This window comes from Acuticoccus kalidii (assembly GCF_021556395.1).
In the GTDB taxonomy this organism is placed as follows: domain Bacteria; phylum Pseudomonadota; class Alphaproteobacteria; order Rhizobiales; family Amorphaceae; genus Acuticoccus; species Acuticoccus kalidii.
This window is the reverse complement of sequence record NZ_JAKGCS010000015.1, coordinates 48,635-71,469: the sequence shown is the minus strand read 5'-3', so window position 1 is coordinate 71,469 and position 22,835 is coordinate 48,635. Positions and strand designations below refer to the sequence as shown.

General features: G+C 66.0%; 17 protein-coding genes and 1 pseudogene. 9 read left to right on the top strand and 9 right to left on the bottom strand.

Annotated features, from left to right (window positions below):
- Positions 1–21 precede the first annotated feature (21 nt).
- Together L1787_RS08335 and L1787_RS08330 are read left to right on the top strand one after the other, a co-directional pair.
- A complete protein-coding gene (locus tag L1787_RS08335; protein WP_235708260.1) occupies positions 22–6,762 on the top strand; it encodes an autotransporter outer membrane beta-barrel domain-containing protein in 6,741 nt (2,246 codons plus the stop codon).
- Between the two features lie 381 nt (positions 6,763–7,143).
- Positions 7,144–7,548 carry a hypothetical protein gene (locus tag L1787_RS08330; RefSeq protein WP_235708256.1) on the top strand — a complete coding sequence of 135 codons (405 nt, stop codon included), beginning with the start codon at positions 7,144–7,146 and terminating at the stop codon, positions 7,546–7,548.
- On the opposite strand, the gene L1787_RS08325 is transcribed toward L1787_RS08330, so the two are convergent.
- Complete coding sequence (locus tag L1787_RS08325) at positions 7,533–8,546, bottom strand: GntR family transcriptional regulator (RefSeq protein ID WP_235708255.1); 1,014 nt, start codon at positions 8,544–8,546, stop codon at positions 7,533–7,535. The genes L1787_RS08330 and L1787_RS08325 overlap by 16 nt on opposite strands.
- A 189-nt stretch (positions 8,547–8,735) precedes the next feature.
- Here L1787_RS08325 and L1787_RS08320 point away from each other — a divergent pair, with 189 nt between their 5' ends.
- Genes L1787_RS08320 through L1787_RS08305 form a run of 4 tightly spaced genes read left to right on the top strand, consistent with a single transcriptional unit; the run spans position 8,736 to position 12,577 of the window.
- The gene (locus tag L1787_RS08320) at positions 8,736–9,707 is read left to right on the top strand and encodes a sialic acid TRAP transporter substrate-binding protein SiaP (protein WP_235708254.1); all 972 of its coding nucleotides are present in this window, start codon (positions 8,736–8,738) and stop codon (positions 9,705–9,707) included.
- 55 nt (positions 9,708–9,762) lie between these two features.
- Complete coding sequence (locus L1787_RS08315; RefSeq protein ID WP_235708253.1) at positions 9,763–10,293, top strand: TRAP transporter small permease; 531 nt, start codon at positions 9,763–9,765, stop codon at positions 10,291–10,293.
- A gap of 31 nt (positions 10,294–10,324) precedes the next feature.
- The gene (locus L1787_RS08310; protein ID WP_439648272.1) at positions 10,325–11,599 is read left to right on the top strand and encodes a TRAP transporter large permease; all 1,275 of its coding nucleotides are present in this window, start codon (positions 10,325–10,327) and stop codon (positions 11,597–11,599) included.
- A 12-nt stretch (positions 11,600–11,611) separates the two neighbouring features.
- Positions 11,612–12,577, top strand: a complete 966-nt coding sequence (locus L1787_RS08305; RefSeq protein ID WP_235708248.1) for an SMP-30/gluconolactonase/LRE family protein — start codon at positions 11,612–11,614, stop codon at positions 12,575–12,577.
- Here L1787_RS08305 and L1787_RS08300 read toward each other — a convergent pair.
- Positions 12,574–12,828 (bottom strand): annotated as a pseudogene (locus L1787_RS08300) (IS630 family transposase); the annotation flags it as partial. The gene L1787_RS08305 and the pseudogene L1787_RS08300 overlap by 4 nt on opposite strands.
- Positions 12,829–14,009: 1,181 nt before the next feature.
- Positions 14,010–14,624: an RHS repeat-associated core domain-containing protein gene (locus L1787_RS08295; RefSeq protein ID WP_255720386.1), complete on the bottom strand. Its 615-nt coding sequence runs from the start codon at positions 14,622–14,624 to the stop codon at positions 14,010–14,012.
- Between L1787_RS08295 and L1787_RS08290 the strand changes: the two genes are divergently transcribed.
- Positions 14,614–15,078 (top strand): hypothetical protein, encoded by a 465-nt coding sequence (locus L1787_RS08290; protein ID WP_235708239.1) that lies wholly within the window; start codon positions 14,614–14,616, stop codon positions 15,076–15,078. The genes L1787_RS08295 and L1787_RS08290 overlap by 11 nt on opposite strands.
- 117 nt (positions 15,079–15,195) lie before the next feature.
- Here L1787_RS08290 and L1787_RS08285 read toward each other — a convergent pair whose 3' ends face one another.
- The 4 genes from L1787_RS08285 to L1787_RS08270 form a co-directional block, all read right to left on the bottom strand.
- Positions 15,196–16,506, bottom strand: coding sequence for a GGDEF domain-containing protein (locus tag L1787_RS08285; RefSeq protein WP_235708237.1), 1,311 nt, complete (start codon positions 16,504–16,506; stop codon positions 15,196–15,198).
- Between the two features lie 414 nt (positions 16,507–16,920).
- Entirely contained in the window at positions 16,921–17,130 is a 210-nt protein-coding gene (locus tag L1787_RS08280; protein WP_235708236.1) for a cold-shock protein, read from the bottom strand.
- Positions 17,131–17,198: 68 nt separating this feature from the next.
- Positions 17,199–18,545 (bottom strand): DEAD/DEAH box helicase, encoded by a 1,347-nt coding sequence (locus L1787_RS08275; protein WP_235708234.1) that lies wholly within the window; start codon positions 18,543–18,545, stop codon positions 17,199–17,201.
- A 232-nt stretch (positions 18,546–18,777) separates the two neighbouring features.
- Positions 18,778–19,455, bottom strand: a complete 678-nt coding sequence (locus L1787_RS08270) for an alpha/beta hydrolase (RefSeq protein ID WP_235708231.1) — start codon at positions 19,453–19,455, stop codon at positions 18,778–18,780.
- Between the two features lie 304 nt (positions 19,456–19,759).
- Between L1787_RS08270 and L1787_RS08265 the strand changes: the two genes are divergently transcribed.
- Both L1787_RS08265 and L1787_RS08260 read left to right on the top strand, forming a co-directional pair.
- The gene (locus L1787_RS08265) at positions 19,760–20,623 is read left to right on the top strand and encodes a CoA transferase subunit A (RefSeq protein WP_235708230.1); all 864 of its coding nucleotides are present in this window, start codon (positions 19,760–19,762) and stop codon (positions 20,621–20,623) included.
- Positions 20,620–21,462 carry a CoA-transferase subunit beta gene (locus tag L1787_RS08260; RefSeq protein WP_235708228.1) on the top strand — a complete coding sequence of 281 codons (843 nt, stop codon included), beginning with the start codon at positions 20,620–20,622 and terminating at the stop codon, positions 21,460–21,462. Before L1787_RS08265 ends, L1787_RS08260 begins: the two co-directional genes overlap by 4 nt.
- A gap of 35 nt (positions 21,463–21,497) precedes the next feature.
- Here the strand turns inward: L1787_RS08260 and L1787_RS08255 are convergent, their stop codons facing one another.
- Both L1787_RS08255 and L1787_RS08250 read right to left on the bottom strand, forming a co-directional pair.
- On the bottom strand, positions 21,498–21,830 hold the full coding sequence (locus tag L1787_RS08255) for a non-heme iron oxygenase ferredoxin subunit (RefSeq protein ID WP_235708227.1): 333 nt from the start codon (positions 21,828–21,830) through the stop codon (positions 21,498–21,500).
- 55 nt (positions 21,831–21,885) lie between these two features.
- On the bottom strand, positions 21,886–22,785 hold the full coding sequence (locus tag L1787_RS08250; RefSeq protein ID WP_235708221.1) for an alpha/beta hydrolase: 900 nt from the start codon (positions 22,783–22,785) through the stop codon (positions 21,886–21,888).
- Between the last annotated feature and the right edge of the window lie 50 nt (positions 22,786–22,835).

Genomic DNA, 22,835 nt, shown 5'->3' with positions numbered 1-22,835 from the left:
CGTATGCGGAGCGGACGGACGATGGCGAGCAAGACTTTCGACAAGGCAAACACGGCATCACTGTTCAAGCCGCAGAAGCGAGCGATCCGCCGTATCGCCTCCACGCTCCTGTTGCAGTCGACAGCCCTTGCCGGGACCATGGCGGGCATCCCGCTTGCAGTCTACTCGCGCGCCTATGCACAGGCGACCTGCAAGAACTCTGGGATCAACGAGTACACGTGCTCGATCCAATCCGACACCACCTTGACGACCACGCAGTACGTCTATGGCGGCGGCTACGCGTTCTACCAAAATGTTCCGACCCACGAGATCAGGAAGGTGGGCGGAGACCGATACGACATCAGGATGACGAATCAGGGCGAGGTGGGCCGCGGCATCACGCTCTTCAACTCCGCCGACATCGTCGTTTCGGGTAATCAACCGGGCAGCAGCTCGATGCTTGCGCCCCGCGACGGCACCGATTCGTCCATCTTCCGCTGGTCGTCCTATGCGGATGGGCTGTCGGTCCTTTCGGCCGGCACCGGCTCCTTCGAAAGCGGGCGGTCCGGCGACGGCGGCCGAATCGCCATCTCCAGCTACGGAGCCACCGTGTCGAGCGAGACGGGAGGGGGCATCTACGCCCTCTCCCAGGGCGGCAGCTCCTACGCGACCGAAGACGGCGGCCATGGCAACGACATCAGGGTTGCCACCAGCCCCACCGTCTCGGGCAAGCGCTTCGGCATCGCAGCGCTCAGCATCGGCGGCTATGCGGCTGTGCGGGACGAGGACTCCTTCCAGTCGATGGGGCAGAGCGGCGACGTGACGATCTACGTCACCGGCGACAGGACCGTGCGGGGCCCCGGCCGGGTCGAGGCGACCTCCAGCGGTCCGGCGATCCTCGGCGTCTCCTATTCGCCCGACACCCAGTACAGCATCCGCTTCGGCAGGATCCTGGAAACCGGTCGCCAGAGAACCAATGGCGGCCAGGGCGGCGGCAGCGGCGATGTAAACGTGTCGGTCGGCTCGTCCAACAATCCGTTCAGCGGTACGATCGAGACCCATCTGCCGGGCCACTTGCGGGAGAAATCCCTCCTCAAGCAGAGTGAGCACATCACCCGAGAGACCGGCTCTGCCATCGCCGCCTTCAGCGTCGGCGGCAGCGGCGCGCAGGCTGGGGTGACCAAGCACATCTCGGGCGGCAGTGGCGGCGACGTCAACGTTGAAGTCACCGGCACGACCTACACAAATCTACTGACGGCAGGCGAGAATTCGTCCGTCATCCACGCCTATAGCGGCGGCGGCTACGCCTTCTTGTACATGAAGCGCTCCGACCCCGACGCGAACGGTGGCAATGGCGGCTCTGTTTCCGTGAAGACAACTGGTGGCGGCACGATCCAGAACGGTTCCTCCCTGAATTCGTTCGGCATCCTCGCCCAGTCCCTCGCCGGCGGGAACGGCGTCTACAACAACAAGGTCTACGGCACGCCCGGCAAGGCCGGCTCTGTTCAAGTCGATAACGGAATGAACATCGCCGTGGGCGGCGCGTATAACAGCGCGATTCTCGCCCAGTCGGCGCCGATCGCTGGCGGGGCGATGTTCACCAACCGGTCGGAGGGCATCTTAAACTGGAAGTGGGGCTCGCAAGCGGGCCATTCGGTCCCCTCCGGCGAGGTGACCGTGAACAACACCAGCACGCTCAACGTCAGCGGGCGCGATGCGCACGGCATCCATGCCCAGTCGCTCGGCGGCGTCGGCGGCGTCCTCACCTCAACGGCCAAACTCTCCACCAAGAATGGCGCCGTCACGCCCGGCGCGCAGCAAAATGTCGGCACCTTCACGTCCGCCGCCCACGGCGCGGCGGTGTACGTCACCAACCACGGCGCGATCCAAACCGGGGGCGGCACGTTCAACCACGGCGGCATCGGTATCCTCGCCCAGTCGATCGGCGGCGGCGGCGGCACCAACTTCGGAACGGGCGCGGTGTCGGCCTTCGGCGGCACCGACGGGACGATCGACGAGGGCAGTCAGGGCTCGAACGGCGACACGGTCGACGTCCGTTCCTACGCGGCGATCCGCACGTTCGGCGACGAGGGGCACGGCATCCTCGCCCAGTCCATCGGCGGCGGCGGCGGCGCTGGGCGCAACCACAAGGGATTCCTCGTCTCGGTCGGCGGGAACGGCGGCAACGGGGGCGATGCCGGCGAGAGCTACATCAGGGTTGCGGGAAACATCCGGACCTCGGGCCGGTTCGCGGCGGGCAGCATCGCCCAGTCCATCGGTGGCGGCGGCGGCCAGGGCGGCAAGGACAGCGCCTGGGCGCTGGGGATCCCGGCGGTCTCAATCGGCGGCCAGGCGGGGGGCGGCGGCAACGGCGCCAAGGCCGAAGTCCGCATCGAGAAGAGCGCCGAGATCATGACCACGGGTGACCACGCCCTCGCCGCACACGCGCAATCGGTCGGCGGCGGCGGCGGCAACGGCGGTGCGGCCAAGTCCTGGGACGGATCGGGCGGCCTCGCGGTTTCCGTCGCGGTCGGTGGCGGTGGCGGCAACGGTGGCGCCGCGGGCGAGGCCTTCGTCCACCACTATGGCACGATCGTCACCAAGGGTGACGATGCGGGCGCGATTCTCTCGCAGTCGATCGGCGGCGGTGGCGGCCAGGGTGGCACGGCGACAGCTAAGGCCATCGCCGAGGGCGTGCCCGTCGACGAGGACCTCAACACCGTCTCCGTGTCTTTAGCGATCGGCAGCTCCGGCGACGGCGGCGATGGCGGCGACAGCGGCGAGGCCATCGCCATCGTCGAAAAAGGCTCCACCATCACCACCAGCGGGGCGGGCGCGACCGCTGTTCACATCCAGTCGATCGCCGGCGGCGGCGGTGCGGGCGGCGATGCCACCGCCACCTCGGTCAGCAAGTCGTTGTCGGACGTGATCGACAAGCTGAAGGGCGGCGACGACGACGATGACGACGACTCCAAGCAATACAATGTCGACGTCACCTTGACGATCGGTGGCGCCGGCGGCTCGAGCGGTACGGCGGCGCGGGCCTATGGCCATGTGCTCGGCCAGGTGACCACCAGCGGCGACCTGGCGGACGGCCTTCTCATTCAGTCCGTCGGCGGCGGCGGCGGCGCGGGCGGCGCCGGCTCCGGCACCGCGACCCCGGTCGACAAGGCGGTCTCGGGAACGCTCAACATCGTCGTCGGCGGCGACGGGAGCGGCGGCGGCGACGGCGGCAAGGTGCAGGGCGGGCTGTCCGACACCGGGTCGATCACGACGAAGGGTGTCGGCTCGCGCGGCCTCGTCGCGCAGTCGGTCGGCGGCGGTGGCGGCGTGGGTGGCGGCGGCACCGGCAACGACGGCGCGACCTGGTCGGTCAATGTCGCCCTCGGCAACCGCGGCGGGCAGGGCGGCAACGGCGGCACGGTCTACGCCTGGAACGCCGGGACCATCACGACGTCGGGCGACGACGCGCACGGCATCCTCGCCCAGTCGATCGCCGGCGGCGGCGGCGCGGCGGGTCTCGGCACCAGCTCCATCACCCACACCGAGAAAAAGAAGAAAGCGGACGGCGGCAAGGACAGCGGCACCGGGCCCGCCCTCCTCGCCGATTCCAGCGACACCAAGACCACGACCTACCTCACGGTCGGCAATGGCCTCACTGCCGCTGGCGGCGTCGGCGGCGTCGTCACCGTCGGAAGAGCCAAGAGTGGTGGTGCGCTCAAGAAGGGCACCATCATCACCACCGGCGACATCTCCCACGGCGTCCTCGCCCAGTCCATCGGTGGCGGCGGCGGCGCGGGCGCGGTCTCCAATTCCTCGCAAAAGAGCGCGTCCTCGACCGGCAGCGACGACAAACCCGACGTGTCGGTGACGCTGGGCTCCGAGAGCGCAACCGGCGGCAACGCCTTGGACGTCAAGGTCTTTGCCTCCAGCGTGACGACATCCGGCTTCGGCTCCAGCGCCATCGTCGCCCAGTCCATCGGCGGCGGCGGCGGCACAGCAACGTCGACCGGCTTCGCGGTCCCCAAGCTGGGCCTGACGATCGGCTCGAACGGTCCCCAGCCCCTCGGCGGCACCGGTGCCACGGTCGACGTCTACGTCCTCTCCGGCGAGACGCTGAAGACCGAAGGCGACAGCGCCCACGGTGTCGTCGCCCAGTCGGTGGGCGGCGGCGGCGGCCTCAGCATCATCGCGCTCGGCACGGAAGAGCTCGCGCACGACGATAGCCTCTCGGACGTCATCACGCTCAACGTGGGGAGCGCGATCACGGAATCCTACGCTGGGCCCCATGCCTTCGGGAACGACGTCAAGGTCGATCACAAGGGAACCATCGAGACGTCCGGGACGCGCTCGATCGGCATCGTCGCGCAGTCCATCGGCGCGGGCGGCGGCTTCCTGTCGGCCTCCAAGGAGAACATCGCCGGGATCAACTGGGTCGGGTCGCAGTCGGCCGCACCAGGCGGTAACGTGACGGTGTCGCTCGAAGGCGGGTCGATCGTGACCTCGGGCGACGGCGCGTTCGGCATCCTCGCCCAATCGATCAGCGGCGGCGGCGGTGCGGTGGCTGACTTCGGCAGCAAGGCGCAAATCTACGCCGGCTCCACGTTCAAATACCGAGAAACCGTCACAGACGAAAAGAGCTTCTACCCCGCCTACACCTCCGGCACGGTCTCGGTCACGCTCGACAAGGCCTCGTCCATCACCACGAGCGGCGAATATGCGCACGGCGTCTTCGCCCAGTCGCTCGCCGGCAGCGGCGGCATCTTCACCAGGAACGGCACCACCTATGCCGGCTCGCTGGGGCGCAACACCGCGAAAAGCAACGACGCGTCCGTTACGGTGAACGTCGACGGGACGATCACCACCCAGGCGGACAGCGCGTGGGGTGTGTGGGCGCAGGCGCAGGACGGCACCGTCGACCTCAACGTCGCAAAAGGCGGCACGGTCAACGGGTCATCGACGTCCGAGGGCACCGGCGGCGCTGTGCTCGCGGCTGTCGACGGCAGCGGCCACATCAACATCGCGAACGACGGCACGATCGCCGGCAACATCATCACCTCGGTCGGGGGCGTCCAGAACTGGAACCGGAACGACAGCGCCGGCAGTGTCGAAAGCCCCGCGGACGGGGTGATCACCCTCCGAAGCGCCCCCGGCACGGCACGGCTCGTCAACACGGGCACGTTCCGCATGGGCAGAGTCGTCTCGGTGGACACCGTCCTCAACGCGGGCACCCTCACGATCGGGGAGGCGGGCGACTTCGGGACGACGACGATCCACGGCGACCTCGTCGGCCTGTCCGACGATCCGGGGGGCGTCTTGTCGCGCGCGACCGCGGGCCTCGGCAAAGCGAGGTCGGCCCGCTCGGGCGGCGCCGCGACAACGTCCGGCACGGGGGCGCGCCTCACCCGTCTCGACGTCGACATGGCGGCCGGCACCACCGACCGGCTCGTCGTGGAGGGCGACCTTGCCGGGACGTGGACCGTCGAGCCGCACGTCGCCACGCTGCTGCCGAACGTGCGCGCCGACTTCCTCAAGGTCGGCGGAACCAACACCAGCCGGATCACGGTGGCCGATTCGCTGGTCTTCGACTTCTCCGAGGTCAACACCGCGCCGAACGGGGCGACGGGCTTCACCGTCGACGCCCGCTTCCACGAAAGCGGCGTCGCCCTGTCGCGCAACGAGCAGGAAATCGTGCGCGGCCTCCAGGAAGCCTGGGACACGATCGCCGAGGCCAACGGCACCGCGCCGCCCGGCGGCGACGGGCCGAACTTCGGCGAGGTGTTCGGCGCCTTCCACACCGCGACCGAGGAGACCTTCGACGACATGGTCGCCTCGCTGACCTCCCATACCGGGCTCGGCCCCCTCGCGCGGGCACCGTCAATGGCGGTCGCGACGGCGAACGCGGCGATCTCGTGCGAGGGCTTCGCGTCCGGCGCCATCGTCGAGGAAGGGTCGTGCATGTGGGCGACCGTGAACGGCGCCAACGCCCGCTATGACGGGTACGACGGGGATCCCGGCTTCGCGATCGACTCCTACGGGCTCTCAGGCGGCGTGCAGATCGAGTTCGCCGAGAGCTGGTTCGCGGGCGGCGTGCTCGGGTACGAGAACGGACGCTACCGCGGCAATGGCAACGGTCAGAGCCTCAACACCGACACCGCCTTCGGCGCCCTGTCGATCAAGCGGGAGCTCGGCGGCTTCACGCTGGGGCTCGCGGCGGGCGGCGGCTACACCTGGGGCGACGGCTCACGCGTGGTGGCGAACGGCGCCTTCGTCGGCCGCGCCGAAGCGTCGCCCAATTCCAGCTACGTCTTCGCCCGCGCCCACGGCGATTACACCTACGCCTTCTCCGACTGGGGCTATCTGCGCCCGGCGATCGATCTCGACGTCATCAATGTCAACCAGGAGGCGTATGAAGAGCGCGGCGCCGGCGCGCTCAACCTCGCGGTGGAGGGAGGGAGCGACACGTTCGTGGTCTTCACCCCCTCGCTGGAGCTCGGCGGGCGCGTGAACCTCACCCCGTCGCTGCCGGCCCGCGTTTTCGCCAATGCCGGGGTCAGCGTCTTCTCCGAGGATACGTTCACCGTGAACGCCCGCTTCGCCGGCCTCCCGACGATGGACACCTTCGAGACGACGACGTCGATCGGCGACGCGCTCGCCCGTGTGGGCGTCGGCATCGACCTCGCCCCCGCCGAGGGTCTCGAGGTGAAGCTGCAATATGACGGCGCCTTCTCGGACAAGGTCCAATCCCACGGCGGCTCGCTCCGGCTCGGCTACCGGTTCTAGAACCGCGGGCCTGGGGGGACGGCCAGATCTGTTTTGCTGCAACAAGAGGCCAGCCGCGGAGCGGGAGGTTATGGAACCTGGACGAATTTGGCACCGCTGGATGGCGCGATGAAGTCCTCGTCCGCGCCATCAGCGCTCGATCTAAAGGGCCGCAGCGTCTGACCGCGAACCTGTATTGACTTATCGTGAGGTTTCTCAATCCACTCCGGTGGAGTGAAGGGCACCCAAGTATTTTTATTAAGTTGATGACATTAAACGAAGAAAACGAGATTCAGCCGACAATTGCTCAACCGGTTTCAATTGAAGTCGATGCAATCGGAAAAGCCAATTTTGCGTCAGCGCAGAACGATGTCGCGATCGTCCGTCGCTTGAAGCTGAGGAATGACAGTTCGCAAGTGCCCGGCTGTTGCAGGCCTCCTCAAGGAGGCCTCTCGCGTTCTGGAGCGCGCCGGTCACGACGGCTCCCTGGAAGGCTATCAGGCGGACGATCCCCAGCGTGTCTGGCTCCTGGTCGGCGCGCTCTGGTCCGCGGCGACGGCACTCGGGCCGACCTATGCCGAGCCGCCGGCCTCATTCGAGGTCGAAGGGCAGAAGGTGAGGGGGCCGAGCCGCATCCGCTCAGAAGGGCTCGCCACCTGTCTCGACAGCACCTTGTTCCTCGCCGCTGCATTCGAGGCAACCGGCCTTAACCCGGTCGTCTTGTTCACGAAGGGCCATGCCTTCGTCGGAGTCTGGCTCGTCAAACGCGATTTCGTGCGACCCGAAAGCCTTCAGGTCGAGACGTAGGCGATCTCGTAGCTTGGGTTGCGCGCTAGGAACGCCGCGACACGCATTTCGGAACGACGCCGGGAAGACTCCAAGTGCGCCGCAAGCTGCTCCACTGCGTGCTCGACCCTTCCAGAGGCGAGGGCTTCCAGCACCGCGCAATGCTCCGCGATCATCGGCGGCGGAGCGGTCCCAACCTGCCCGACCTCAGCCTGGATGTGCTTGCCGGCGATCAGCATCGAATTCGACACTCGCAGCGCGCGCGGCAGCTCAGCATTCGCCGAGTGCTCGAGACATTCGATATGGAGGTCGTATTCGAGCCGGTCGAGGGCGGACCTCGCGTCGCCGACCGGCTCCTCCAGCAGCACCCGGCAGTTCTCGATCATCGGGGTGAGCCGGGCTCGCGGCACGCGATCGGCGGCAAGCCGCAGCGCGACCGGCTCCAGAATCAGACGGAGACTGTAGAGGTTGTCGAGGCGGTTGTCGTCGAACTGGACGATCGACCAGCGGGCGCGCCGGTCGCGGAACACGATCCCCACCTGCTGCGCGTGGAGGAGGAGATCGTGGGCAACGGTGCGCCCGACATCAAAGCGCCGGGCCAGCGCCAGCTCGTTGATGGTCCCGCTGCCGTAGACGGAGCGCAGGATCACCTCCCGCTCGAAGTCGTACCAGAGCGACCGCCAAGTCGGCACCTTGGTCACGACCGGCCCCTGCGCGCGCAGTTGCAGGATTTCCCTCGTCACCGGCACCCGCACCGGTGCGTTGTCGCGACCGACCAGCAGGCCTCGACCCGCGAAGGGGTGAACGAGCCCTTCCTCGGCCAGCACCCGCAACGCCTGGCGGACCGGGGAGCGGCTCGCCCCAAAGATCTCCGCGAGCGGCCGTTCGAGGAGAACGGTGCCTTCCACGAGGCGGCCTGCCGCAATCGCCTCGCGCAGCGTCTCCGCGATGCTGACGTAGACGCGCGTCGCGTGAACCGAGCCCGTCGTCTCCTGATTTACCAGCGTTGCCTCCTGCACCGGGCGTCCGCGCCTCTATCTACGAAAATGAGCATTGCATGCATTGCCCATTCATGCCAGCCTCAAGGCAACAAGCGAAGCTGCAAGAGTGCGTTCGGCGCACGACCGGCTCCACACAAAAACGGGAGGATCGACATGAGTACCGATGCCAACACGCACGGACGCGGCCTTGATCGCCGGAGATTCCTGTTGACGAGCGTTGCCGCGCTGGCGGGAATTGGCGCTATGGGGCTGTCCGCGCCTGCGGTGCATGCTCAGGGGCGCACGCTGAAGTTCGCGCACATCTTCAACGAGACCCAGCCGTTCCACAAATGGGTGCTCTGGGCAGCCGAACAGATCTCCGAGCGGACCGATGGACGGCACGTGATCGAGGTCTTCCCGAACTCGGCGCTCGGCGGCGAGGTCGACATCTACCAGGGCCTCACCCTCGGCACCATCGACATGGGCTTCACTGGCAGCGCTGCAGCCAGCCGCTCCTACGAGGCAATGTCGATCATCGGCGCGCCGACGATGTTCCGCGACTTCGACCACTGGGCGGCCTACCGCGACAGCGACCTCCGTCAGGCGGCCGTCGACGGGTTCAACGAGGCATCGGGCCTCCACGCGATGGCGACTGTCTACTACGGCACCCGCCACACCACCTCGAACCGGCTGATCGAGAAGCCCGAGGACATGAACGGCATGAAGCTGCGCGTGCCGAACGTGCCGCTTTACCTCATTTACCCGCGCGCCGTCGGCGCCAATCCGACGCCGATCAGCTTCTCGGAGGTCTACCTCGCCCTCCAGCAGGGCGCGGTCGACGGCCAGGAAAACCCGCTCCCAACGATCTACGCCCAGAAGTTCTACGAGGTGCAAAGCCACGTGGCGCTGACGGCTCACATGATCGACTCGCTGGTGGCCCTGTCGAGCGGCACCCTCTGGTCTCGCCTGTCGGACGAGGACAAGGCGATCTTCTCGGAAGTCTTCGCCAGCGCGATGGAGCAGTGCACCACCGACGTCATCGCCGAGGAAGCCTCGCTGGTCCAGAAGATGAAGGACGACGGGGTGACCGTGAACGAGGTCGACACCGAAGCCTTCCGCGAGGCGATCAAGCCGTACCTCGTCGGCGATGACGTGCCGTGGACGAAAGCTCAGTATGACGAGGTGCAGGCGCTCGGCTGACCGCAGCGCGTTCGCCGGCCGGACCCGCGCCCGCATTGGCCATGGAAGGACGATCATGAGAGACGACGAGGGCGAACGGTCCGCCGGGTTCGGCGATGCGATCGAGGGCGCGGCGGGAGAGGCCGAGGCGCCCTTCCCCATGCGCTTCGAGGACGGACCCGCGGTGGTCCTGTTCTGGGCGACCGCCGTGGTGATCTTCCTTCAGTTCTTCACCCGCTACGTGCTCAACAACTCGTTCGGCTGGACCGAGGAGGTGGCGCGCTACCTCCTCATCGGCGTGACGTTCATCGGCGCGTCGGCAGTGCTGAGCCGTCGCTCCCATATCAACATGACCTACTTCGCCGACCGCCTGCCCGCCCCGCTCCGACGCGTCGTGGCGATCCTTGCCGACGTGGTCGCCACCGCGATCTTCGCGGCGCTGACCTACTACGCCGCCCGGGTCTCCGAACTCATGGGCAACCAGCCGATGGCGTCGATCGACCTGCCGATGGGGGTTGTCTACTGGGTCGTGACTGCCGGGTTCGCCGCGATGACGCTCCGCAGCCTCCAGAACCTCGTGACCCTCCTTCGGTCGAAACCGGCGTGACCGGACCGATCCGCGCCGGACAAACCCGATGATCCTGCTCCTCTTCGCTGCGCTCGCCGTCTTCATCGTGATCGGGCTTCCGATCGCGCTGGCGCTGGCCGGGGCATCGCTTGTCTACGTCCTCGCCTCGGGCACGGTGCCGCCGCTCGTCGTCGTGCACCGCATGGTCGCCGGCGTGGACAGCTTTCCCCTTCTCGCCATCCCGTTCTTCATCTTCGCCGGCAACCTGATGAACTCGACCGGCATCACCGCCCGGATTTTCGCGTTCGCGCAGGCGCTGGTCGGCTGGATGCGCGGCGGGCTCGGCCACGTGAACGTCGGCGCATCGGTGCTGTTCGCAGGCATGTCGGGCGCGGCGGTTGCCGACGCCGGCGGCCTCGGCGCCATCGAGATCAAGGCGATGCGCGACGCGGGCTATGACCCGGACTTCTCGATCGGCATCACCGCGGCGTCCTCGACGATCGGCCCGCTAATCCCGCCGAGCCTTCCCATGGTGATCTACGGCGTCCTCGCGTCGGCCTCCATCGGGCAGCTCTTCGCAGCCGGCGTCATCCCGGGGCTCCTGATGGCCGTGGCGCTGATGATCCTGGTCCACTTCTACGCTAGGCGCCGCGGCTACCGGCGCGCGGCGGCATTCTCGATGCGGGTCCTGTGGATCACGTTCCGGCGGGCGTTCCTGTCGCTGATCACGCCGGCGATCATCATCGGCGGCATCCTCCTCGGGATCATGACGCCCACCGAGGCGGCCATCGGAGCCGTCGCGTGGGCGCTGATCCTCGGCGCCGTCATCTACCGGAATCTCACGCTGAAGAGCTTCCTGCGCATCAGCCTGGAGTCGCTCGAGACGACCGTCGTCATCATGTTCGTCGTCGCCAGTGCGTCGATCTTCTCGTGGATCCTGACGCAGAACCGCGTGCCGGAGATGTTCGCGGCGCTCGTCTCGGGCTCGACCGACAACACGTTCGTGATCCTCGTCGTGATCAACCTGATCCTGTTCGTCGTCGGCTGCTTCATGGAGACGGTGGCGGCGATCACCATTCTCGTGCCAGTCTTGCTGCCGCTCGCGATCTCGGTCGGCGTCGACCCGGTGCAGTTCGGCGTCATCATGGTGCTCAACCTGATGCTGGGACTGCTGACGCCGCCGGTGGGGATGGTGCTCTACATCCTCGCCAAGGTGTCGAATGTCAGCTTCGAGTACACCGCCCGCGCTACGATGCCCTTCATCGTCCCGCTCCTCGTCGTCCTGATGATGGTCACGTTCATCCCGGCGCTGTCGATGTGGCTGCCGACCCTGATCTACCGCTGAGGGATGGAGATCATGCTCTACCAGATCGATCCCGCTGGTCTCAGCATCATCGGCACCGACCTCTGCCGCCCCGAATGCGTGGTCGCGATGCCGGACGGCGACGTGGTCACCTGCGACTGGCGCGGCGGCCTGATGCGCATCGTCCCCGACGGCAGCCAGCACTTCGTCGGAACCATGCACGCCCCCGGCGCAGGACCGCTACGGCCGAACGGGATCACGCCGATGCCGGACGGCAGCTTTCTGGCCGCCAACCTTGCCGACGCCGGCGGGGTCTGGCGCATTTCCGCTGACGGCGAGGTTGCGCCGTTCATCACCGAGGTGGACGGCGCGCCGATCCCGCCCGCCAATTTCGTCACCCGCGACGCTCTCGGCCGGATCTGGATCACGGTAAGCACCCGCCTTGCAGACCGGACTCGCGCCAATCACGCCGGCGCCGACGACGGTTTCATCATCCTTGCGGACGAGCGCGGAGCCCGGATCGTCGCGAATGGCTTCTGCTTCACCAACGAGGTCTGCCTCGACCCGTCCGGCGACTGGCTCTACGTCAACGAAACGTTCGGCCGCCGCACCTCACGCATGCGCATCGGCGCGGACGGGAGCGTCGGCCAGCCGGAAGTGTTCGCCACGTACGGGCCCGGCATCTTCCCCGACGGCATGGCCTTCGACAGCGAATGCGGCCTGTGGGTCACGAGCGTGATCTCGAACAGCCTGGTCCGCGTGAGCGCCGACGGAACCTGCACGACCGTCCTCACCGACCCCGACCCGGAGATCGATACGATTGAAGCCGATTATCTCGCCGGCCGCCTCGGCGAGAAGGGTCATCTTGCTCGGAGCCGGGGCCGGCATATCGGCAACCTGTCGAGCCTCGCGTTCGGCGGCCCGGATCTGAAGACGATCTACCTCGGGTGCCTCAACGGCAACTCCATTGCCGTACTCCGCTCCCCCGTTTCCGGACACCCCCTGCCCCACTGGACCTAGTGGATTGATTCCAATGTTTGGAACCCTCGACTTCGTGTGGCGACGATGGCATCGGGATCGGCACGCCCGACAAAGGGTTTTGCCTCGGCGTCGTTGTGTTCGGCCAAGAGGCGGTTGATCGCCGCTTGCAGATCGCAGACGGAATGGAAGACACCGTGCTTCAGGCGGCGCCTGGTGAGCTTGGCGAAAAAGCCCTCAACCGCGTTCATCCATGACGATGATGTCGGGGTGAAGTGGAAGGTCCAGCGCGGGTCCAGTCGCTCACGCTCGCTGGATGACAGCGTGAACATGATCCCGGTGCACATCTCGCATCGAACCCGCCTCAGAGGGAATCCCGCACCGGGACTCTTTTGATTCAAACTATCCACTAGTCTGCTGAAGCTGAGTGAAGTCGCGGCCGAGGCAGGTGGGCCACCCACCATTTGTCTAGCGCACCGATCCCGATACCATCGCCGCTCGAAAACGGGGATTCCAATCGCTCCACGTTCAGGCGTCCTCTCACGACCAGCTCAACTCCATCACTCCGCCTGAGGTTGCTCCTGTTGGGCGGCGAAGGCCTCTTTCGTTGGCAGATGGCGGATCGTCTCGCCGGTAGCTCGATCGGCTTCGATGGGGATCTCGAAGCCAACTCTGTACGCCTACGTCCGCGCCGCTGGTGACGGCTGAGTTCGTGCGTGACAAGGGGTTAGCTCCGACTTCGTGTCCGCGCGTGGAGCGCGCCTCCATCTGCAAGCTGACAACCGGCGGCGTACGCCGCCCGCACATCGCGACAACGAGGCAAGCCTCCCTCAAGTCTCAGATCTCTGGTGCTGGGCCGCTTTTGCGGTGAAGACAGAATACTCTATGGCCCTTATGGGGCGGGCCGCCACGGCAGGGGCCTTCGCGAGCCGCCTCGTCGCCCAACTGCCCCGCACGCGGCGGCTTGCTGAGGCAGCAGGGGCAGCGCCCTCAAGCGAGGTGTAGTCTGACGAATCTGAGCAGGTCTGATGCTACAGTAATCTATTAAGATATAAATATAAAATAATTTGCGTGAATAGCATTAATCCGTAAAATTTATGCCTTTCAATTTATATGGGATGAATATCCCGATTATAGGACTTAGAAATAATAGGCATATTAATATAAATCTGATATTCGTTGTATTTAATACGAGTGGAAACATAGCAATTGATATTGCCACCCCAATTAAGGGGATAATCCATACAATTAAACTCAAGAAAAATCTGGTATATAGGTATATTTTTACTCTTGATCTCATAGATTAAATTAAAACGCTCTCGTCATATCAGGCGTAATTCCAAGGCGTGTGAAGGGTGTTCTGCAAAATTCACTTAATGGGAGGTCATTTTCACTAAAAATACTGTGATAATATTCTGTTATTTGCCTTGGTGACAGAAAATTTGGTTTCCCCTATTACATTTATCTACTGCCGCTACATGAGCCTATTGCTGCTGTAATGAGCGAAAAGCGCGTCGGCATAAATGCGCTCATGCTCATTCCGAATAGCGCTCTCCAGGATCGCGTCTGACAGACGGACAGAGATTGTCTTTTCCTCCACCCCAAACTCCATGCCGAGAGGCCCAATAGGATCTCCCCTTTTTGCGCGCGATTTCCAAAATCCCACCAGGTCTTCGTTAGCCGCCATTTCGCGTTCGTCGTCAGTGACAACTTGCTTTCCGCCAGGGTCAATTTTGTTGATCGGATCATTCAACGCATAGGCATAGCGATTGATCCCCACCCCCGGCACATCCGGATCGAGCAAATCGGGCTGTATGAACCGTGCAATGCGCGGATCATCATAGCGCGCATTGAGGTCCATCAGCGCCCCGGCCTCGTCGTAGCGCTCCGACAGGAAGCACTTCGACTCCGCCGCCGGCGTCGGCCGCACCTCGCTCCGCGCCTCCTCCCCATAAGGCTGATACCCCCACCCGCGTCGCAAGGTGCGGGCGCGGCTGGCCGGCGGCGGGATAGGTGTAGTGCCCCATCCCGGTCTTGACGGTGAGGTTGCCGTTCGGATCGTAGCTGTAGTCGGCGATGTGAACAGCATCATTCTGAAGGGCTCCGCCTACTGGAAACGGCACGAGCCGTTTGCGGTGTGGCAGCCGGGGAAGGTGCCGCTCCCCAAGACGACGCTGAAGGCGATCATGGAGCGGGACACGACACCGGTTGCGCGTTTCCTGATCGATCTGAAAGAGGCCGGCGTCCGGCCGGTCTGGGTCACCTATCCGGCGATCAAGGATCATCACCCGATGTTCGTCCAAGGCACGCGGCGGGAGGTGATCAAATATCTCGACGACACGTTCATCGAGTGCATGCAAGAGGCGCTGGCCCCGCACGCGATCGACACGGTCGGGCGGCCACAGGCCTCGCTCACCGAGGGTGGCTTCCTGAAGAAGGCGTATTCGCAAGACGTCTCAGCGAAGGGCAAGCGCGATTGGGTGCATGGCAACAGCCTCTATGGGCGCTTGATGCTCGACGAGATCATGAAGGTTGCCGCTTAGCGCTCCGACCGCCGATCAGGCCCGCACCCGTCGTGGCGATGGGGGCGGGTAAGAGGCGAGGGGGTGGGGCGAGCGGCTACCACAGCGCGCCCGGGGCCGCGACCGCTCGCGGCGTCGTCACATCGCTCTGTCGTCGAGAGGCGGTTGCGCCTCGTCGTTCGGGCCGTCCCAGACGAAGCGGTTGCGGCCGGCGCGCTTCGCCGCATAGAGCGCGCGGTCGGCCCGCAGGAGCATGTCATCGAGGGTGGTGTCCGTCGGCGCATATTCCGTGGCGCCGATGCTGATATGGACGGCGATCGCGCCGGCCGTCGTGTCGACGGGGTCCTGGGCGATGAGGCGGCGCACCCGCTCCGCCTCGCGCCGGGCGAGCGCGCCGGAGCGACCGGGGAGGGCAAGCGCGAACTCTTCCCCGCCGAGGCGGACGAAGAGGTCCGCCGGGCGCCGCGCCGCATCGATGCGCGCCGCGACGGCGGACAGGATCTCATCGCCGACCGCGTGGCCGAAGCGATCGTTGATGGACTTGAAATGATCGATATCGAGCATGAGGACGCACAGCGTCTCCGCCGCGGTCCCGGCGTGGGCGAGGAGCGTTTCCGCCATCTCGAAGAATCCGCGGCGGTTGAGCGCGCCCGTCAGCGGGTCGATGCTGCCGAGATTGCGAAGCTCTTCCTCCAGAAGCCGCTGCTCGGTGACATCGAGGATGATGAGCACCAGCTTGCCCTCGATCACGCGGAACCGGAATTCGAGCCGCCGGCGCTGATCGTCCGCGCAGCGAACCCAATGCTCCGATTGCCGCGTCGAGTCGGGATTGGCGCGCACGGCGGCGACGTGCTCGGCCCAGGTTCGCCGCGCCGCCTCCCGCTCCCGGTCGTCGAAAAAGCCGACCTCCCACCAGTCTTCATAGTGAAGCACGGGCTGCTCTTGATAGCTGAACAGCGCGTCGGAGAACTTGTTGTAAAAAACCGCGTTGAGCGCCTCATCGTAGATCTCCACCCCGACGGGCAGGAGGTCGATGATCTGCACGAGATCTTGCCGCCAATGGCCGCTCGGCGGAGGCGCCGTGGGGGAGAGCGTCACCAGCCAATGGTCGGGGAGATCGTCGACCTCACGCAGCGCGACTCGAAGCGTCTGGCGACCCACGGCGGTGAGGCAATCGAGCGACGGGCTGGCGGCGCGCGGGCGCCCGATTACGCCCTCGAGCGCGGCCGTGATCGAACGGACGACATAGGCCCCGAGCACGGCTTCGAGTTCGACGGGCAGGGTGGTTAGTCGATGCTCTCCGAGGAGCGTGCGGCAGTTGGCGTTCGCCCAGACGATCGTCCACGGATCGGCTTTGAGGAGGAGGAGAGGCGCGTCCGCATGGTCGACGATACGGCAAAAGGTCTCCAGCTTTTGCGATATGTCTTCTTGATAAAACAAGAATGCCATTCTGGAGTGTTTCGTTCTGGCTGCGGTGCGAGCGGCGATCCGAAGAGCGAGCGCCAGCATTTATCCGCTAATGCCGTCAGATCACCAAGTCTAAACGAACGATAGCGTGAATTAAGCGGCAGCGTGCGCGGCCCGGTGCGGGCGAGGTGCGCGAGGCGCGCGTGCTCTGGGGTCGCGGGCCGGCGGGCCTGAACAAGCCGCGCGCCGACGGGTCTGTTTCGGCCTGCAGCGCGGGCGTCGCCGGGCCTCGTGGGCGGCCGATGGGGCCATGCTTTAAACAAAAAAACCGCCTCGGTCCGGATCAGATCCGGATCGAAGCGGTTCGAGATGATCGCGATGAGGGGGACGCATGGCCCCCCGAGCCCCGTTACGCCGCTGGGCGGCTGCCGGCGCGTATTATCGCGGTGCGTCTTCTCAGAGCGCGCGCAGGTTCACTGCGGAGGACTTGCCGCGCTTGCGGTCGACTTCGATTTCGTAGCTGACCTTCTGCCCCTCATTGAGGTGGCTGAGGCCGGCGCGCTCGACGGCGCTGATGTGCACGAAAACGTCGTTGCCACCGTCCTCAGGGGCGATGAAACCGTAGCCTTTGGTGCCGTTGAACCACTTCACCGATCCGGTTGCCATGGTGGAGTCTCCAGTCTTCAAAATAATCGCGTATGCGTCGTTGTGGTAATGCGAGGGGCAGCGAAGGCTCAGGCCTGCTGCTGGGCCGCGCGGTTTTGAGGCTCGCCCGGGCGACCACGATGGGCGCCGGACGGTCCGGTCTTGGAGCGCTGGGGAGGACCCCCGGCGCGGCGGTTGCGCGGACCGGCAGCGTTCGCCGGCTTGGCGTTCGCGGTCGGTGCGTCCGTATCACGACGGCGCGGACGCCGGCGTGGATTGCGAGGGCCGTCGGCGGCTCTGGCCGGTTCCATCGGAACCGTGCCGTCGGCGGTGAAGCGGCGGCCGATCAGCTTTTCGATATCCTTCAGGAGCCCACGCTCCGAAGGATCGCAAAGCGAAATCGCAACGCCGCTGCGGCCGGCACGCGCCGTGCGGCCGATCCGGTGCACATACGCCTCGGGGACGTTGGGCAGCTCGTAGTTCACGACATGGCTCACGCCATCGATATCGATGCCACGGGCGGCGATATCCGTCGCGACGAGGACCATGACGCGGCCTGCGCGGAAGGAATCGAGTGCCCGCTGACGCTGGCCTTGGCTTTTGTTGCCGTGAATGGCCGCCGCTTCGTGGCCGGCGGCCTCGATCTGCTTGGCGACCTTGTCCGCCCCGCGCTTGGTGCGGGTGAACACGATGGCGCTCGAAAGATCGGGCGCCTTCAAGATTTCGAGCAGTGCGTCGCGCTTGGCCGACTGGTCGACATGGCGGACGGACTGGTCGATCGCCTCGATCGGCCGCGACACGGGTGCGACGGCGATTTCGGCGGGGTTTGTCAGGAGATCGTTCGCGAGGCCGCGGATCTCCTTCGGCATGGTCGCCGAGAGGAGGGCCGTCTGGTGCTCGCGCGGCAGAGAGCGGAAGATGCGGCGGATCGCCGGGAAGAATCCGAGATCCAGCATCTGATCGGCCTCGTCGAGGACGACCGTCTTCGTTGCCGCGAGCGAGAGCGCACCGGAGCCCATATGGTCTTCGAGGCGGCCTGGCGTCGCGATCAGGATATCGACCCCGCGCGAGAGCGTACGGATCTGCGGACCGGGCTTCACGCCGCCCACGACCACGCCGAAGCTGAGGCGCATGTGGCGGCCGTAAGCCTTCACATTGTCGGCGATCTGGCTCGCGAGTTCGCGCGTCGGCGCAAGGATCAGCGCGCGGCAGGTCTTCGGTTGCGGCCGTCCGCGTTCACGCGCCAGCGTGTCGAGGATCGGCAGGACGAACGCGGCAGTCTTGCCGGTTCCTGTCTGGGCAGTACCGAGGATATCCTGTCCCGCGCACATTGCGGGAATGACCTCGGCCTGAATGGGTGTTGGGTTTGTATAGCCTTCGTCGCTCAGTGCGCGAAGAATGGGCTCGGCAAGGCCGAGTTCCGAGAATTGTCTCAAACGTCGTCTTTCGTGCGTCGCGGACAGCACCGGACGCGTCTTTGTTCACATGAGATCGAACAGATGGGGCGCTAGCCTGCCCTCGCGGCGGGTGCCCTTCTGCACCAACACCGTCGCGAGTCAGAACCGCTTAGCGGTCCGCCCGCCTCTGTCACGAACCCTTATGTGCATATCGCGCGTCAAATCGCAAGGCTTTAGAGTGAAGGAGTCGAAGTGCAGTCGTGCGATTTACTCAGCCCTTGCCGCTCACGAGCCCGCGAACGACGTCCACCTCTTCGGGAACGATCCCATGACCGGCGCCGGGGATGATCTCGATCGTGACCTTCGCGTTCATGCGCTTGAAGATGCGTGCCGAGGTCTGCACGCGTGCGAGAGGTATATGCGGATCCTCTTCATGGCACGCGAGATAAACACGCGTGCCGCTCAATTGAGCACTATAGTCGAATGACTTCTCCGTGTTGCCATAAAGATCGGCACGATACTCGCCACCAGCTTCGCCGGTGCCCACGAGTGCGCCAGAGAGCGCTGCCGCGAAGGCGAGCGGCCGGCCGGCCCGCGCGGTGTACTCGAGCGCGAGGCACGCCCCTTGGCTGAAGCCGAGGACGCCGATCTGCTCGTCGGCGAGGCCGGCCTCGTTCAGCTTGGCGACGGCGCGCTCCATCGCCGCGATGGCGCTCGTGATGTAGGGCTCATTCACCGTGAGCGGGGCGAGAAAGCTGTCCGGCCACCATGAGCCGCCCGCCGCTTCGATGGCGAGCACCGAAAGATCGGGCTGGCCGAGGAGGATCGCGAGGCGCACCATGTCCTGCGGCGTGCCGCCGCGCCCATGGGCCATGACGATCGCCTTGCGCGCGGAGACGAGCGGCACGCCCGCCTGCACGATACGGCCCTTGGCATGGGGGTCGGCCATGACGCGAAAACTCCTTCGATCGCTTCGCACGGACGGTCAGCGTATCGCCTAGATGCAAGATTCGACCCGTCCTGCCATCCCCCTACAACGCAAGGCTGATGCGCGGATCGGACGCGACCGACCGGGCGGCGCACGCGCCACTCCCGCGTTGGCGCGGCGTCCGGCGTCGATTATGCTCATCAATGTTCGCCATGCGAACAGATCATATGGTCGAGCCCGCCGCGGCGCACGGCCCGTCCGGTCCCATCGCGGGCGGCGGCCGTCCGGCGGCGGCTCGCCGGACCGCAACGTTCGAGGACGGACTTTGGCTCAGCATCTGACCCTCGAGGCCGCGATCGCCGCCCATGTGCGCGACGGCCAGACTTTGGCGATCGAGGGCTTCACCCACCTCATTCCCTTCGCCGCGGGGCACGAGATCATCCGGCAGGGACGGCGCGACCTGACGCTCGTGCGCATGACGCCGGATCTTCTCTACGACCAGATGGTCGGCATGGGCCTCGTGTCCAAAATGATCTTTTCCTATGTGGGCAATCCGGGCGCGGGCCTCCTGCGCCGTACGCGTGATGCGATCGAGAATGGTTGGCCGCAGCCGATCGCCTACGAGGAGCACTCGCACGCGGCGATGGCGAACGCCTACGAGGCGGGCGCGGCGGGGCTGCCCTGCGCGATCTTTCGCGGCTATCGCGGGGCGGAGCTCGCCCGCGTCAATCCCAATATCCGCACGATCACCTGCCCCTTCACCCACGAAGAGCTCGCCGCGATCCCGTCGGTCCGGCCGGACGTCACCATCATCCACGCGCAAAAGGCCGACCGGCAGGGCAACGTCCTCGTCGAGGGGATCATCGGGATCCAGAAGGAGGCCGTCCTCGCGGCGAAGACGGCGATCGTCACCGTCGAGGAGGTCGTCGACGATCTGCGTGCGCTCGGCCTCAGCCCCAATGCCTGCGTCCTGCCGCATTGGACGATCGCCGCGATCGTCACGGTGCCGGGCGGTGCGCACCCTTCTTATACGTCGGGGTATTATGTGCGGGACAACGCCGAATATATCGCGTGGGACGACATCTCCGCCGATCGGGATCGCTTCCACGAATGGATGGAGGAAAACGTCCTCGCCGCGACGGCCGACGTCTTCGCCGATCGCGTCAGCGCCTTGAGGAGCGCCGCATGAGTGCCACGCCCACCGAAATGATGGCGGTCGCCGCCTCGCGGCTTCTGGCGAACGACGATGTCTGCTTTGTCGGCATCGGAGCGCCGTCCGCGGCGTGCAATCTCGCGCGCCTCACCCACGCGCCGGACATCACGCTCATTTATGAATCCGGGACGATCGCCACGCGGCCCGACGTGCTGCCTTTGTCGATCGGTGACGGCGAGTTGTCCGACACGGCGCTCACCACCGTCTCGGTGCCGGAAATGTTCCGCTACTGGCTCCAGGGAGGGCGCGTCTCGATCGGCTTTCTCGGCGCCGCCCAGCTCGACGCGCGCGGCAACATCAACACGACCGTCATCGGCGACTATCACAAGCCGAAGGTCCGCCTTCCCGGCGGTGGGGGCGCACCGGAGATCGCGACCCAGGCGCGGGAGATTTTCATCACGGCCCGCCAGGCACGGCGCGCGTTCGTCGAACAGATCGACTTCGTGACGAGCCTCGGCCACGGCGCGCCCGGTGAAACGCGGGCGACCTATAATGTCGACACGGCGGGGCCGACCCGCCTCATCACCGACCTCGCTTTGTGGACGATGCTCGACACCGAGGGGCGCGCCGCCGCCGACGCGGGTTTCGATGCGCGCAGCGCGGCGTTCACCGTCGTCAGCCTCCATCCGGGCGTGACGCGCGACGCGCTGGTCGAGACCGTCGGCTGGCCGGTGCGTTTTGCCGAGGAGGTCGGCCGCAAGGTGGAGGAGACGCCGGAGGCGAGCGCGGAAGAGCTCGCCGTCCTGCGCGATCTTCAGGCGCGGACCAAGGCCGCCCATCTGCGCGCGAACCGCGTGAAGGACGCCGCCGAGTAAAGCGCTGCCGCCGCGCGCGCCGCGCGGGCGCCGTGTCAGGCTGCGATGCCGACGAGGACTTTGCCGTCCTCGACCTTCACCGGATAGGTCGGGACCGGGGTTTCGGCAGGTTCGCCCTGGGGCGAGCCGTCCCGGATGTCGAACAGGCCTTGATGCAGCGGACATTCGAGGATGCAGCCGTTCAGGAACCCGTCTGACAGGGCCGCCTGACCATGACTGCACACATCATAGACGGCATAGATTTGCCCCTCGAACGGGCAGAGCGCGATCGGCAGGCCGCCGACCGTGACGGGAAGGGCAATCCCGTCGTCGAGCGACATGACTTCGGATTCGTCCGCGGCCACGGTCCAATTGATCTCAGCGCTCATTCCGCTCCCCTTTCCGACTTGGGGCGCTTCTAACCATCAATCGGCTGAGACGAAATCACCTCGATGCCACAATCTCGCCGTCAATCGCCCGAAACAGGCCGATGAGGTCGCCATAAAGCGGGGTCGCCGGGTCGGCGAGATCGAAGATCACGTCGAAATGGTTGCGCTCCGGCACCTCGCGCGCCATCGCCACACGGCCGGCATGGCGCCATGCGGCGGCGAAATCGTGGGTCTGGCGGCGGAACTCCTCGGTCTCGGTGCCGCCGACCGCGGCGACGACCGGCGCCGTCGATACGCTGGACGCCACGAGATGTTGCGGCGAAAGGGCGGCGGCGCGCGCCGCGTCGAGGTCGAGCCAGTCGTTCACATGGCAAAGCCGCATCGGTTCGATGTCCATCAGGCCGGAGACCGGCATCGCCGCCTTCACGAGATCGGCCGGGACGCCATAGTCGGCGAACCAGTTCCCGGTCAGCATCATCCCGGTGAGATGCCCGCCTGCCGACGACCCGCCGACGATGATGCGGTCGGGGTCGAGCCCATAATGCGCGCCCTCGCGGTGGAGGAAGGCGAGCGCGCGGCGGCATTGGGCGACGATCTCTTCGAGCCTCACCGAGGGCGCCAGCGCGTAATTGAGTGAGACGGTCGCGATCCCGTCCCGCGCAAGCGTCGGCGCCATGAAGCCGCCATGATCCTTGGAGAGCGCCCGCCAGTAACCGCCATGGATGAACACGAAGACCGGCGTCGCGGCCTTCCGCTCGACCGGATAGATGTCGAGCGTCTCGTCCGCGCTCGGCCCGTAGGGCAGCGAGACGACGCGCGGCGTTGCGGCTTTCGCCTCGGCGGTTCGGGTCGCGTAGGCCTCGATGTAGAGGTCGACGTTCGGGACCGTGGCGCGGGCCGTATATTGGCGGTCGAGTTCGGCGCGGTCCATGCCGCGATAGAGAGGCTCGGTCATCACGGGCTTCGTAGTCGCCTCCGCATTGTCGATGCTGCACGGATTGGTGC

Excerpts from the sequence above, each read along its gene's own strand:
- L1787_RS08255 (WP_235708227.1), bottom strand. The coding sequence starts at position 21,830 with ATGAGCGCTGAGATCAATTGGACCGTGGCCGCGGACGAATCCGAAGTC.
- L1787_RS08260 (WP_235708228.1), top strand. The coding sequence starts at position 20,620 with ATGAGTGCCACGCCCACCGAAATGATGGCGGTCGCCGCCTCGCGGCTT.
- L1787_RS08330 (WP_235708256.1), top strand. The coding sequence starts at position 7,144 with ATGACAGTTCGCAAGTGCCCGGCTGTTGCAGGCCTCCTCAAGGAGGCC.
- L1787_RS08270 (WP_235708231.1), bottom strand. The coding sequence starts at position 19,455 with ATGGCCGACCCCCATGCCAAGGGCCGTATCGTGCAGGCGGGCGTGCCG.
- L1787_RS08280 (WP_235708236.1), bottom strand. The coding sequence starts at position 17,130 with ATGGCAACCGGATCGGTGAAGTGGTTCAACGGCACCAAAGGCTACGGT.
- L1787_RS08335 (WP_235708260.1), top strand. The coding sequence starts at position 22 with ATGGCGAGCAAGACTTTCGACAAGGCAAACACGGCATCACTGTTCAAG.
- L1787_RS08285 (WP_235708237.1), bottom strand. The coding sequence starts at position 16,506 with ATGGCATTCTTGTTTTATCAAGAAGACATATCGCAAAAGCTGGAGACC.
- L1787_RS08250 (WP_235708221.1), bottom strand. The coding sequence starts at position 22,785 with ATGACCGAGCCTCTCTATCGCGGCATGGACCGCGCCGAACTCGACCGC.
- L1787_RS08295 (WP_255720386.1), bottom strand. The coding sequence starts at position 14,624 with ATGCTGTTCACATCGCCGACTACAGCTACGATCCGAACGGCAACCTCA.
- L1787_RS08315 (WP_235708253.1), top strand. The coding sequence starts at position 9,763 with ATGAGAGACGACGAGGGCGAACGGTCCGCCGGGTTCGGCGATGCGATC.
- L1787_RS08305 (WP_235708248.1), top strand. The coding sequence starts at position 11,612 with ATGCTCTACCAGATCGATCCCGCTGGTCTCAGCATCATCGGCACCGAC.